The organism is Lutispora sp., assembly GCF_041687175.1.
Classification (GTDB): domain Bacteria; phylum Bacillota; class Clostridia; order Lutisporales; family Lutisporaceae; genus Lutispora.
The window spans coordinates 1-13,635 of the sequence record NZ_JAWLCK010000078.1 but is presented as its reverse complement, the minus strand read 5'-3'; the positions used below and the strand labels follow the sequence as shown (position 1 = coordinate 13,635).

Genomic DNA, 13,635 nt, shown 5'->3' with positions numbered 1-13,635 from the left:
TCCTTATAATCAAGAGAATCTACATCCCATTGAATAACATAATAGCCTAACTCTTTGCAAACTCTTATTACTTTATTGTTATAATCACCAAATGGTGGCCTGAATAAGTTCACCTTTTTCTCGGTTATCGCTTCAATTTTATTTGATGTGGTTGTCAATTCTTCTCTTATCTTCTCTTCGCTCAATTGGGACATATTTGGATGATTAGCAGAATGATTTCCTATCTCATGTCCCTCTTCATCAATTCTCTTTACCATATCTGGATACTTATCAACCCAAAAAGCTACAAGGAAAAATGTTGTTTTTACATTATGTTCTTTTAGTATTCTTAGAATATCTTCCGTCTTATCCGAACCCCAAGCAGCATCAAAGCTTATAGCTATCTTCTTTTCTTCAGTATCTACACAATAAATAGGTATCATTTTTTCATTATTTACAAATGCACTGATAATACCTTTATTAAATCCAAAAGTATATATGGCTGATAATAAAACTATCAACATTACTGAAATAAATATTCTTAAGTGCCTTTTGCTTATTATAAATAGTTTCATTTCAAAACCTCCCATAAAATTTCTATACTTTAACACGCAATAAACATATATCCTCAATTAAATATATGATATAATTAAAGTCCAATATCCAAGATTCTACAAATAAATATTGAATTGTTGTATTAATGTTCAAATATAATTATAATAGAGATGTTGCCGTTGTTTGTTTCTAATAATGTCTTGCGATTGGAGTGGTATAATTGAACATAGCCTTTTTTCTTGTGGCAAAATCTGAAGTAATCTACTTAAGCCCTAAAAACACAATGAGGCAGGCTTTGGAAAAAATGCAGTATCACGGCTACACTGCCGTTCCTTTAATTAACAATAAAGGTAGATATGTCGGAACTATTACCGAAGGTGATCTATTATGGAAACTTAAGAATACTCCTGGTCTAAATTTTGAAAATACAGACAAAGTATTGCTGGAAGATGTACCACAAAGGGTAAATAATATAGCGGTAAGAATAAACGCCCATATGGAAGATCTTCTCACCCTTGCGGTTGCACAGAACTTCGTACCTGTAATTGACGATAATGATATTTTTATTGGGATAATTAGAAGAAGAGAAATAATTGAATACTTTGCTAAAAAGTACATTTCAAATTTTGATAATGAAAAATAAAGAAGTCTTCATGAAGATTTAACACTAAGGAAACTTATTTTTCTTATGGTCTATAGAATGCTTTATAAATCGATGGATCTCCAAGGTAATAATTTCATGATTAATTAATAACAATATAGGCAAAATAGTGCTAAAGAGATTAGATAATACAATAAAATAATCTTGGAGGTGCTGATATTGAGTAATAAAGATAACAATTTCCGAAATAAATTTAAAGAAGAGGTTGCCAGTCAATTAGGCATTAACTTGAAGCCTGGAGATAATGGTTCTCTCTCAGCCAGAGATGCCGGTAGGATAGGTGGTGAAATGGTAAGAAGAATGATAAAAGCTTACCAAGAAAAACTTCAGTAGTAAATAAAATATTAAAAAAGCGGATAAGACTAATTCTCATCCGCTTTTTTATTGCTCTCTAAATTATATGTGATTAATTTCTTATTGCTCATTTCTAGTCTCTCTATGTCAATGTTACTGATTTCACTCTCAGGTATTGTAACAGTATTTGGATCTCCATCACTCACATATTTCTTATCCGGATTATTTTCAAAATATTTGAGATAATCATATATACCTGTACCTTGAACCTTCATCTCGCTGGCCCTAACTCTTGGTAATCTCTGGGGATCAAAGTCAATACTGTTAGGTGAAGGAGCAGGATTGCTTCCGACCTTTAAAACTGCTTTATGAAAATAATTAAAACCTTCAAAACTACCGGATATGACATATTTATAGCCATCACCTTTAGGAGCAGCACCATAGGGTAATGCTAATGATTCTACAATATAATCACCAAGGATCTCCTTGGTCTGTCGAGCATTTTTGCTTAAAGATTCTTGAACTTCCTCAATGCTAACCTTTCCTAGGTTCTCATGGTTATACCCATGATTCCCTATTTCGTAACCATTTTCTATAAGAAAATCAAATTTATCTTTTATCAGTTCTTTCTGTCTAAAAGGAACAGGATAATATACAAAGAAACTAGCCGCCCTGCCAAAATCGGGATGATCTTTATAGAAGTCTTCTAATACTCCTACAGCGCAGTTTGGATCTATTCTAGTTTCTCCTCCTTCTTCTATAAGATTAAACTGGTTAAGTAAACCATCATCAAATGTTATTACTACTGGAGTATACCCAGCTTCAATATTTATATTATTGTTTATGTAATCTCTTAAGCTTAAAAGTCTATAACCCTTATCGTAAAGAGTCTGCAAATCCTTTTTGAAATTCTCAACTGTTCGTACCCATTCTGATTCTTCCTCCCCAATGCCATGGTACATAAGAATCATTACTTTTCCATTTTCATTAGGTTTTATCTTTTCATAATCTATCTTATTGCTTTCCTCATCTGTCTCATTGCTATCAATATCCTTTTCTTCCTCTACATGCTCAACATCTCCAATAGATGGCTTGTCCACATTTTCTAAATTTTTAATACCAGCATTTGCACAGCTTGATAATAACAAAGATAGTGCTAATAGTATAATAACAGAAACTTTTTTCATTTTTGCCTCCTATATTAACGCTTTAAGAATATTATAACATAGCAAACACAGCAAATCGACAAATTTTGTATCTATTCCAAACTTTAACTACTATTCCATTGAAAATACAGGTTAAATTATTAATTATATGCTTCTTTAAATGATTTTATTCAAAAAAGAAAGAAGTTCTAGTATTTATTTTTTATATCAGGGAAAATTATTATCACAAAGATAAAAAAATAATTTAAGGGGGAATTTAAATGGCATTAGGAAGTGGAAATTATAATAAAGGATTAGAAGTACCAAAGGCCCATCCGGCTTTAGATAATATGAAATATGAGATAGCTGCAGAATTCAATTTACCTGTTTACCAAGGTTCTGAAGACTACTGGGGAAATCTTACAGCAAGAGATTGCGGCAGGGTAGGCGGCGAAATGGTTAAAAGAATGATAGCAATGGCACAAAACCAAATGACAAATCAACAATAAATAAATTATAAAAATCAGACACTGGCTTGTCTGATTTTTATAATTATTATGATATAATTATATAGTAATGTTATTCAGGGGTGATTAGATGAATGGTAATAGCAATGAAATAGCTCTAAATAAACTGATAGTCTTGTTAATATTAAAAGAAATTGATATCCCACTGACAACTGGTCAGATAACAGATATTGTACTAGAAAACAACCTTATAAATTACTTTGATCTTCAACAATGTCTAGTTGAATTGGAAGAATCCAAAATGATTGTTAGATTTGGCAACAAGGAAATGTATAAAGCAACAGAGATGGGGTTAAAAACTGTTGAATTATTTATATCTCGTATTGATAGTAAAATTAGGTCAACTATAGAAAACTACATACTAAAAAATAAAGAAAAAATTAGATTGGAAACTCAAGTTCGGTCAGACATCATAAAAAAGAGCAATACAGAATATATTGTTAATCTAAAAGTTGTAGAAAAGGATATAGAATTGATTAATCTCAGTCTTAATGTAGTATCATCTGAACAAGCTAAGCTAATTTGCTCAAATTGGGAAAACAAATATTATCAGGTCTATGATCAGATAATGAACATATTGATTAAAAAATGAGAATAAGGCACTATGCCTTATTCTCATTTGATATTATATTATATAATTCTCCCACAAGGTATAGGGAACCACATATTACAATTATAGAATTGCTATCATAAACATCTTTTGCCTTTTCAACTGCTTGAGTGATAGAAGATATGGCATGAACCTCCTGGCAGAAGTCTTTAGCTTCCCTAGCTAATTCTTTAGCACTTAGGGCTCTTTCGCTTGCAGGTTCAGTAGCGATAATTACTTTAGCCATAGGAGCTAATAATCTTATACTGTCCCTATGATTTTTATCTTTCAGCATTCCTATTACCATAATAATGTTTCTATCATGAAAATACTTTTCCAATGCTTTAGATAAAGCATGTATACCATCTTCATTATGTGCTCCATCGATAACTATGAGAGGTTCTTTAGAAATAATGCTAAGTCTTCCAAGCCATTTTACATTTTCTATCCCTTTTCGTATGCTGTCTTCGCTTATTCGATATCCCAAATCCCTCAGGTTTATTGCAGCAGTTATTGCAACAGCTGCATTTAGCAATTGATGATCTCCTAATAGCGGTAATTTTATATCTCTATAAATTTCCCCATTATATGAATAGTCCATTATTTGTCCGTCCAAACCAAAACCTCTCTGTAAAACATCTTTTGGCGATACTTTTATACAACTGGTTTGTTGCTCATGACAAACGGCTTCTATGACTCTCTCAGCTTCTTCAAACCTCTGAGGGTATAGTATGGTGGTTTGATTGCTTTTTATTATTCCAGCTTTTTCTAGAGCTATTTTTTCTATGGAATCACCAAGAATATCCATATGGTCATAGCTTATTGATGCTATAACTGAAATAATAGAATCTAAAACATTTGTAGCATCATATCTGCCGCCTAACCCTACTTCAACCACGGCTATATCGATACCCATATCCTTGAAGTATAAAAAGGCAAGAGCTGTCAGAGCTTCAAACTGAGAAGGCCTTTCTTTACCTGCTGCTATCATTTTATCAATATTTTTCTTTATTATAGCAACATAATCGGCAAAAACATTCTCTTCTATCTTCCCACCATTGATGAGATACCTTTCCGTTATACTTTGAAGGTGAGGAGAGATATAGGTGCCTACCCTATATCCCCCTTTCTTCAATATATTGGATATCATTGCAGTGATGGAACCCTTACCATTCGTCCCGGCTATATGAACTGCTTTAATGGCTTTATGTGGGTTGCCTAAAAGCTCCAGAAGATTTTCAATCCTGCTCAGCCCTGGATTACAGCCACCTTTAAGATTCATGTCGATATAAACTAAGGCTTCTTTATAATTCATATTACACCTCTTATTTCAATACTTTAAGGCGTTCTAATACTTTATCCATCAGCTCCATATACTTTTTCTCCTTATCCTTCTCTTCTTGAATTACTTTATCTGGGGCTTTAGCTATAAACTTTTCATTGCTCAATTTACCTCTTACTCTTTCCAATTCCTTATCCAGCTTTTCTTTTTCTTTCATTAGCCTTTCAATTTCTTTTTCTTTATCGATTAAGTCTTCAAGAGGTAAGAATATTTCTGCACCTTCAATTATTATTGAGACTGCATCCTCTGGTATGTCTTTCTTTTCTCCTTTTATAATTACTTCTGACGAATGTGCCAGTTTTTGGATATAGGAACTACCTTCCTCCATGGCATTTCTTACTTCTTCTCTATCAGACACAATTATTGTCTTTGACTTCCTTGAAGGTACAACATTCATCTCTGCTCTTATGTTTCTTATCCCTTTTATAGCCTCCATTATTATTTCCATGTTCTCTTCCTGGGATGCAAAATCCATAGCTTCGTCATATTCAGGCCATCTGCTTATTACAATTGATTCTGATGCTTGGGGGATATGTGAATATATCTCCTCTGTAATAAATGGCATGAATGGATGCAATAGCTTCATAGAATTCTTCAGAACATGTATTAAAGTAGCTTGTGCTACAGACTTATCTTCATCTAAATCAGAGTATAGTCTAGGCTTTACTAGTTCTATATACCAATCGCAGAACTCAAACCAGATAAAATCATAGATTTTTTGTGCGGCTATACCTAGCTCAAATTTCTCCATATTATCTGTAACTTCTTTTATAAGTTTATTGAGTTTGCTTAGAATCCAATAATCTGCAGTAGTAAAATTATCTTTGCTAGAATTGAAAATAGTGTTATAATCCTTGTTCTCATCAGTATTCATTAATACGAATCTTGCTGCATTCCAAATCTTATTAGCAAAGTTGCTGAAGGCTTCTACTCTTTCCCAGAAAAATCTCATATCATTTCCTGGGGAATTACCGGATATTAAATTAAATCTTAATGCGTCAGCACCGTATTTATCTATTACATCCAGTGGGTCAATTCCATTTCCCAAGGACTTGCTCATCTTTCTACCTTCTGCATCTCTCACAATTCCATGTATATAAACATATTTAAAAGGTTCTTTTTTCATGTTCTCCATGGCTGAGAATATCATTCTGGCTACCCAGAAGAATATTATGTCATAGCCAGTTACCAATACGCTGGTTGGATAGAAATATTTCAAATCCTCTGTTTCCTCAGGCCACCCTAATGTTGAAAAAGGCCACAGAGCTGAGCTGAACCAAGTGTCTAATGTGTCTTCATCCTGCTTTAATTCTCCTCCGCATTTTGAGCATTTTTCTGGAGCTTTGTCTGCTACGATTATTTCCCCACAATCCTGACAATAGTATGCAGGTATTCTATGTCCCCACCATAATTGTCTTGATATACACCAATCCTGTATATTCTCCATCCAATTGAAGTAGATTTTAGAGAATCTGTCAGGAACAAACTTGACCCTCCCATCTTCTACAACTTCTATTGCAGGCTCGGCAAGAGGCTTCATCTTAACAAACCACTGCTTAGATAGAATAGGTTCTATTGTTGTGTTGCATCTCTGGCAATGGCCTACGCTATGATCATGATCCTTTATATTTACAAGATAGCCTTGTTCTTCCAAGTCTTTAACTATTTGCTTTCTTGCTTCATATCTATCAAGTCCTGAGTACTTTCCACCAAGCTCATTTATAGTGCCATCATCATTCATTACTCGCGGCATGGGCAGATTGTGACGCAAGCCAACTTCAAAATCATTTGGATCGTGAGCCGGAGTTATCTTAACAGCACCAGTTCCAAATTCCATGTCTACATACTCATCAGCTATTACTGGTATTTCTTTATTCATAAGGGGCAAAATTACTGTCTTGCCTATAAGATGTTTATATCTCTCATCTTCCGGATGAACTGCAACTGCAGTATCACCCAACATAGTCTCAGGTCTTGTGGTTGCAATTTCTATAAAATCATCAGTTCCATTAACAGGGTATTTAATGTGCCAGAAATGTCCCTTTTCATCGTCATATATAGTCTCTATGTCTGATATTGATGTCTTACAACTTGGGCACCAGTTGATTATCCTCTCACCCCTGTAAATCAAGCCCTTCTCATAAAGACTTATAAACACCTTAGATACTGCCTTTGAGCAACCTTCATCCAATGTAAATCTTTCCCTCGTCCAATCGCAGGAGCAACCTAATTTCTTCAGCTGGTTTATGATCCTTCCGCCATATTCTCTCTTCCATTCCCATGCTCTTTCAAGAAATCCGTCTCTTCCAAGATCGTATTTGGTCTTACCTTCCTTTGCGAGGGTTTCAACTATCTTGGCCTCAGTTGCGATACTCGCATGATCTGTTCCTGGAAGCCATAAAGTACTATATCCCTGCATTCTTCTCCATCTTATCAATATATCCTGAATAGTATTGTCCAAAGCATGACCCATATGAAGCTGTCCAGTGATGTTTGGAGGTGGAATCACTATTGTATAAGGCTCTTTATCATAATCTATTTCCGGTGTAAAATATCCATTTTCCACCCACATATGGTATAACTTTTCTTCTACTTGTTTTGGTTCATAAGCTTTGCTTAAATTTTTTGCTTCCTCCATATTATTACCTCCTATTTATTAGCATAATTCATATTTCTTACGATTACTATTATGATGTCTTATACTATTCCCACCCAAAGGTTATATTATAGAAATAAAAAAACCCTCGTCCCAACAAAAGGACGAAGGGTTAGTTCGCGGTACCACCTTAATTCCGGCCATCACCGGCTCTCTACACTATAACGGGCAGACCCGCTTGCATCTACTGAATTCGACACAAGAGCTCCAAAGCTACCTTCAGCTAAATCTTACCTGGAATACCTCCCAGCCTAGGGTATTCTTCTCTGAAAGGTGATTTTCGCTTACTCCTCTTCTTCATAGCATTTAATAATTTTATTTATATCATCAATAATGCATTTTGTCAATATGATTTGCAGAAATTTCTATATTATGCCTTTTACGGATACGAATCTGTAAAAATATATAAAAAGGGATATTATATTTAATAAAACAAAAAGGTTCATTAATAACATGCCGATTGTTAATTCAAGCATTATAGCGAAACCTGAAGCGTAGAATACTAAAGTTGATATTTTTCCATAAATATTTGCTGGTATTACGACATCCTCATTGTTATAGAGAAAATATGCACCAAGAATCATCAGCAGTTCTTTAAATGCCATTACTAGTAGAATCCAAAAACTGATTTTGTTATTCAGGACAAATATAGTCAAAACAGATATAAGCATCATTTTATCTGCCAGTGGGTCCAAAACTGTACCTAATTTAGTTACCATATTGAATTTTCTAGCTATATATCCGTCTAATATGTCTGTTAGAGCAGAGAATAGAAAAATAAAAAAAGCTACTGTTTCACCATTCTTCGGCATATATAAATAGCTATATATCATGGGAGGCACCAAACCTATTCTTATGGATGTCAGCACATTAGGTGTAATCATAGCCTCAACCCCTATCTTTAAAAATTTCTATCAAATATATTTTTTCCAATAAAGCTTTCTTTATTAAGTCTCTTATTAACATTATATGCAATAACCTTCTCAAAAACCAACCAAGACCATTATTCCTTAGACAAGCACAATCAAAATTTCTAGGAATAGACTGTAAATGATAAATATATTCTTAGGAGTGATTGTATGAAGACCACAAAAAAATTGCTTTGCTTCATCATGATTTTAGCACTCGGTTTATCATGGCTTACAGGCTGCAGCAAAAGCGAATTGACAACTATCAGACTCAATGAGGTTGTTCGGTCAATTTTTTATACTCCTCATTATGTGGCAATAAACAAAGGATTCTTTGAAGAGGAAGGAATAAAAATCGAATTGACCACAGGTCAGGGTGCAGATAAAACTATGACAGCCTTGCTCGCAGGTGAATGTGATATAGGCTTTGCAGGACCTGAAGCCTGCATATATGTCTATAATCAGGGCAAGGAAGATCATGCAGTTATATTTGCCCAGCTGACTAAATGCGACGGTTCATTTTTGGTGGCTAGAGAGCCAGATCCGAACTTTGACTGGAAAAATACTGTAGGTAAAACTATAATCGGTGGCAGGCCAGGAGGAGTTCCCCAAATGACCCTTGAATATGTACTGAAAAAGAATGGCTTAACCCCCGGAAAAGATGTTGAGATGATAACAAACCTCCAATTCACAGCTACAGCTGGAGCCTTTAAAGGAGGTATGGGTGATTATGTTGCTCTTTTTGAACCTACAGCATCAATGCTGGAAAAAGAAAATGCAGGCAGTATAGTTGCTTCAATCGGTGAAGATAGCGGATTAATCGCCTATACAGCATATTTTGCTAAAAAGAGCTATATTGAAAAGAATTCAGACATTATTCAACGCTTTACCAATGCGTTATATAAGGGACAATTATGGGTTCAGAATAATAAAGCAGAAGATATTGCAAGAGAAATAAAGTCTTTCTTCCCAGATGCTGATGATGATATATTAGTTACTGTTATAAACAGATATAAAGAAATAGATGCATGGAACAATACCCCAATCTCCATCCCAGAATCCTTTGAATTGCTGCAGGATGTTATGGAAACTGCCGGCGAACTGGATAAGAGAGTCGATCATAGCGTATTATTTGATGACAGATTTGCTGAAGAAGCAGTAAAAAACATTAAATAGGTCGTAACATTTTGGGATTTGTATAATAATATGTTACTGGGACAAGAGATATGTCCCAGTAAAACCCAATACCATATGACCTCCTTAGGTAGGGGTAGCACAAGTTGCTGCCCCTACTGAATTGTTATTCATCAAGGATTCAATCACTTTTAAAATATTTTGGAATATTATAAAGTGATGGAAGTTATCGAAGGGGTGGTTTGATGAAAAAGGTAGTTGAAATAGTAGATGTTTCTATGAACTACCATACCCTTGAGGGAGAAACCAAAGCTATACGAAAGCTGAACCTAGATATTATGAATGGTGAGTTTGTAAGCATTGTTGGGCCTAGCGGCTGCGGTAAATCTACTCTATTATCATTGATATCAGGCATTTTAACACCCACATCAGGAAAAGTTCTAGTGAATGACAAAGAAGTAAAAGGCCCTTCTTCCAGTGTAGGCTATATGCTTCAAAAAGATCATTTGTTTGAATGGAGAAACATTATGAAAAACATTACCATAGGTTTAGAAATACAAGGAAAGTATAACAAAGAAAATCAAGAGTTTGTAGAAATGTTATTAAAAGAATATGGACTTTATGAGTTCAGAAACTATTACCCAAAACAACTGTCCGGTGGCATGAGGCAGAGGGTCGCATTAATAAGAACCTTAGCAACCAAACCTGATATACTATTGTTAGATGAACCATTCTCAGCCTTAGACTACCAGACAAGAATAGCAATTTCAGAAGAAGTTTGGTTGATATTGAAAAAGGAAAAAAAGACAGCCATACTTGTGACACATGATTTAGCAGAAGCAATTTCTATGAGTGATAGAATTGTAGTCCTTACGAAGAGGCCTGCAGAAATAAAATCTATACACGAAATAAGCCTAAGCTGTGATTACAAAACTCCTATTACCTGCAGAGAGGCTCCTGAATTCAGGGTATATTTCAATACTATATGGAAGGAGCTGGATGTCCATGTATAATAATAGTGATATTACTATATCTGAAGAATATAAAAAGTATCTGACAAGCCGCAAACGAATGAAATCAGCTATAAGAATATCGCGAATAATTATATTGATATTAATATTTGTGCTTTGGGAATTCGCAGCTCAAAAAGATTGGATAGATCCTTTTATAATGAGCCAACCAAGCAGGATATTGGAAACTCTAATTACGATGGGGAAGGATGGCTCTCTATTTATTCATACGGGAGTAACAGTATATGAGACAATGGTAGGGTTTATTATCGGCACTATATTAGGTACTTTAATTGCCATAGCCTTATGGTGGTCTGATTTTCTTGCCAGTGTGTTAGATCCATATTTAGTAGTATTAAATGCACTGCCTAAGACTGCTCTTGGTCCCATTATACTTGTCTGGATAGGAGGAACAACAAAGTCCATAATTGTTATGGCTTTACTTTTCTCTATTATCGTTACAATAATAAACGTATTTACCAGCTTTAGAAATTGCGATGAGGATAAAATAAAACTGCTTAAAACCTTCGGAGCAAATAAAAGACAAATACTTCGTAAAGTAGTTTTACCCTCGGGAATAACAACAATTATATCAACCTTAAAAATAAATGTAGGATTATCTCTTGTAGGTGTAATTGTAGGTGAATTCCTGGTATCGAAAGCTGGTCTAGGATATCTAATTATTTATGGTGGTCAAGTATTTAAGATGGATCTCGTAATGACCAGTGTTCTTATACTGGCTATTGTAGCAGCTGTTCTTTACCTTTCTGTTTTATGGATAGAAAAGAAAGTGTTAAAAATGATGTGAGTCTTTACTCACATCATTTTGTTCTTAATATATAAATAATTTCTGAAATATCCTTAATAATATAATCTGGCTTTATACTTTTATCCTGATAATCTCCTGCCTGGCTCCAACTGACAAAAACACTGTCCACCCCTGCATTATGTGCACATTTAATATCAAATTCACTGTCACCCACCATCAATGCTTCATTTTTGCTAGCATTAAGTCTAGATAAAGCTTCTAAAATTGGTTCCGGGTTAGGTTTGTGTTTCTCTGTGTCTTCTAAAGCAATAACATCATCAAAATAATCAAGAAGATTAAACAGGGTTAGACCTCTCTTTGCTAAAGCTTTCCTTTTTGAGGTAACAATTGCTGTCTTGCAGCCTATTCTAGTAATTTCGTCCAGCAAATTATCTACATTACCAAATACCTCTACCATTTCATCATGGATTCTCTCATTATATTCTATATATGTATCAAACATCTCTTTAGCCTTTTCTTTTGAGAATCTTTCTAATGTTACCATCAAAGGTTCACCGAAGTATTTTAGTATATCTGCATCGTCTATATTGATATCTAGATGTTTCTTCAGTGTATACTTAAAGGATTTAATTATAAGTTTATTGGTGTTTAACAATGTCCCATCTAAATCGAATAATATATATTTATATCTCATTTCAGTATCTTCAGCCCCCTTCTCCAATATTTTATCATAATTCATGGCTAATTGTGATGAAATTTATCTTTTAGTATAATATAATTACATGAAAGGCAGGTGTTTTAATGTTTGACCTATTATCATGGCTTCACAGATATTTGTTTATTTTTTTGTTATCTTCCTTCATTATTATAAATATTGCAATATATTTTTATAATAAAAGGCTTCTTCAGCCTTTTTTACCTATGATAATAATTATGACTGCCATATCTTCTTTTGCTCTTTTGTCCGTTATTGAAGATGATCTAGATTATAAAGCCATTCATATTGGCTTAGTATTCTGTTTTCAATATATCTTTGTAAGAATATTACTTACCAGACTATTAAAAGTTAATGATATTCAGTTATTCGATTTAGTAAATATGCTCTTGGTCATAGGGTTAATATCGCTTTATAGATTAAATCCTGAATATGCTACAAAGCAATCTGTCTTTGCTTTGTTAGGAGATTCAATGTACTTTGTTTTGTTCTATTTCTTAAAGAGAGTAGATTTAAAAAAAGATTATACCATCCACCTAGCTTCCATTATTTTAGGAACCTTAATAATCACACAGCTTTGGGGTGTGGAAGTCTATGGTTCAAAAAACTGGCTTGAAATTATGGGATATAGATTTCAACCATCTGAGTTTTTGAAAATACTGTTTATAATTTATATCTCTACAATCCTAAGCAAGGAATTAACTAAGAATAATATGATATATTCCAGTACTTCAATATTTATAGCTGTAGCTTTCTTTGCATTGCAAAGAGACTTAGGTTCAGCGTTGATATTTTTCGCAGTATATCTAATTTTAATGTTTGTCATTGACGATAAAGTTTATCCTACATTGATATCTGCGGCTTCAGCCCTGGTTATGGCAGGAATCAGCTATTTCGTATTTAGTCATATTAAGTCTAGGGTTGAAGCTTGGCTCAATCCCTGGAAATATGTATCTAACAAGGCTTATCAAGTAACTCAATCTCTATTTGCTATAGCTTCTGGCGGTTTACTGGGTACTGGATTGAATTTAGGATATCCAAAGTATATACCAGCGGTCCATACAGATTTCATTTTCTCTGCCATATGTGAGGAAGTTGGAATTATCAGTGGAATAATAATTATTCTATTATTATGTATGGTAACAATCATTGGATTGAATTATAGTAAAAATTGTAAAAAACTAGTAAGCAAGCTTATTTGTCTAGGGCTTTCATCTATGACAGGAATACAGACATTAATAATAATTGCTGGGGTTTTAAATATAATACCTATCACTGGTGTGACATTGCCATTTGTAAGCTATGGTGGTAGCTCATTGATCTCACAGACTATCAATATAGGTTTACTGTT

14 protein-coding genes and 1 other annotated feature are annotated in these 13,635 nt (G+C 33.9%); of the genes, 8 read left to right on the top strand and 6 right to left on the bottom strand.

All coding sequences use genetic code 11. The features are described 5' to 3' along the window. The coding region (locus ACESM9_RS10930; protein ID WP_372998252.1) for a polysaccharide deacetylase family protein at nucleotides 1-554 on the bottom strand (554 nt) is incomplete at its 3' end. Nucleotides 555-754: 200 nt separating this feature from the next. Here ACESM9_RS10930 and ACESM9_RS10925 point away from each other — a divergent pair. Further along, nucleotides 755-1,177, top strand: coding sequence for a CBS domain-containing protein (locus ACESM9_RS10925; protein WP_372998249.1), 423 nt, complete (start codon nucleotides 755-757; stop codon nucleotides 1,175-1,177). Nucleotides 1,178-1,354: 177 nt separating this feature from the next. Further along, complete coding sequence (locus ACESM9_RS10920) at nucleotides 1,355-1,528, top strand: alpha/beta-type small acid-soluble spore protein (RefSeq protein ID WP_372998246.1); 174 nt, start codon at nucleotides 1,355-1,357, stop codon at nucleotides 1,526-1,528. A 29-nt stretch (nucleotides 1,529-1,557) separates the two neighbouring features. On the opposite strand, the gene ACESM9_RS10915 is transcribed toward ACESM9_RS10920, so the two are convergent. After that, on the bottom strand, nucleotides 1,558-2,676 hold the full coding sequence (locus ACESM9_RS10915) for a polysaccharide deacetylase family protein (protein WP_372998243.1): 1,119 nt from the start codon (nucleotides 2,674-2,676) through the stop codon (nucleotides 1,558-1,560). A 239-nt stretch (nucleotides 2,677-2,915) separates the two neighbouring features. Between ACESM9_RS10915 and ACESM9_RS10910 the strand changes: the two genes are divergently transcribed. Both ACESM9_RS10910 and ACESM9_RS10905 read left to right on the top strand, forming a co-directional pair. Next, complete coding sequence (locus tag ACESM9_RS10910; protein ID WP_372998240.1) at nucleotides 2,916-3,143, top strand: small, acid-soluble spore protein, alpha/beta type; 228 nt, start codon at nucleotides 2,916-2,918, stop codon at nucleotides 3,141-3,143. 88 nt (nucleotides 3,144-3,231) lie between these two features. Continuing rightward, nucleotides 3,232-3,753, top strand: coding sequence for a DUF4364 family protein (locus tag ACESM9_RS10905; RefSeq protein WP_372998237.1), 522 nt, complete (start codon nucleotides 3,232-3,234; stop codon nucleotides 3,751-3,753). A gap of 10 nt (nucleotides 3,754-3,763) precedes the next feature. Here ACESM9_RS10905 and ACESM9_RS10900 read toward each other — a convergent pair whose 3' ends face one another. From ACESM9_RS10900 to ACESM9_RS10890, 3 genes are all read right to left on the bottom strand, one after another. Further along, nucleotides 3,764-5,065: a bifunctional folylpolyglutamate synthase/dihydrofolate synthase gene (locus ACESM9_RS10900; protein WP_372998234.1), complete on the bottom strand. Its 1,302-nt coding sequence runs from the start codon at nucleotides 5,063-5,065 to the stop codon at nucleotides 3,764-3,766. Between the two features lie 10 nt (nucleotides 5,066-5,075). After that, nucleotides 5,076-7,730, bottom strand: a complete 2,655-nt coding sequence (locus ACESM9_RS10895; RefSeq protein ID WP_372998231.1) for a valine--tRNA ligase — start codon at nucleotides 7,728-7,730, stop codon at nucleotides 5,076-5,078. A 115-nt stretch (nucleotides 7,731-7,845) separates the two neighbouring features. After that, nucleotides 7,846-8,058, bottom strand: a binding site (T-box leader). Nucleotides 8,059-8,113: 55 nt separating this feature from the next. After that, entirely contained in the window at nucleotides 8,114-8,632 is a 519-nt protein-coding gene (locus ACESM9_RS10890) for a CDP-alcohol phosphatidyltransferase family protein (RefSeq protein ID WP_372998228.1), read from the bottom strand. A gap of 195 nt (nucleotides 8,633-8,827) precedes the next feature. On the opposite strand from ACESM9_RS10890, the gene ACESM9_RS10885 reads away from it, so the two are divergent. The 3 genes from ACESM9_RS10885 to ACESM9_RS10875 all read left to right on the top strand — a co-directional run bounded on the left by ACESM9_RS10885 (nucleotide 8,828) and on the right by ACESM9_RS10875 (nucleotide 11,608). Further along, complete coding sequence (locus ACESM9_RS10885) at nucleotides 8,828-9,832, top strand: ABC transporter substrate-binding protein (RefSeq protein ID WP_372998225.1); 1,005 nt, start codon at nucleotides 8,828-8,830, stop codon at nucleotides 9,830-9,832. Nucleotides 9,833-10,035: 203 nt separating this feature from the next. Continuing rightward, a complete protein-coding gene (locus tag ACESM9_RS10880) occupies nucleotides 10,036-10,803 on the top strand; it encodes an ABC transporter ATP-binding protein (RefSeq protein WP_372998222.1) in 768 nt (255 codons plus the stop codon). Continuing rightward, the gene (locus tag ACESM9_RS10875) at nucleotides 10,796-11,608 is read left to right on the top strand and encodes an ABC transporter permease (RefSeq protein ID WP_372998220.1); all 813 of its coding nucleotides are present in this window, start codon (nucleotides 10,796-10,798) and stop codon (nucleotides 11,606-11,608) included. The genes ACESM9_RS10880 and ACESM9_RS10875 overlap by 8 nt, the downstream gene beginning before the upstream one ends. A gap of 13 nt (nucleotides 11,609-11,621) precedes the next feature. On the opposite strand, the gene ppaX is transcribed toward ACESM9_RS10875, so the two are convergent. Next, nucleotides 11,622-12,308 carry a pyrophosphatase PpaX gene (ppaX, locus tag ACESM9_RS10870; protein ID WP_372998217.1) on the bottom strand — a complete coding sequence of 229 codons (687 nt, stop codon included), beginning with the start codon at nucleotides 12,306-12,308 and terminating at the stop codon, nucleotides 11,622-11,624. Between the two features lie 182 nt (nucleotides 12,309-12,490). Between ppaX and ACESM9_RS10865 the strand changes: the two genes are divergently transcribed. Beyond that, nucleotides 12,491-13,635, top strand: a 1,145-nt coding sequence (locus ACESM9_RS10865; protein WP_372998214.1) for an FtsW/RodA/SpoVE family cell cycle protein, incomplete at its 3' end; no start/stop codon positions are given.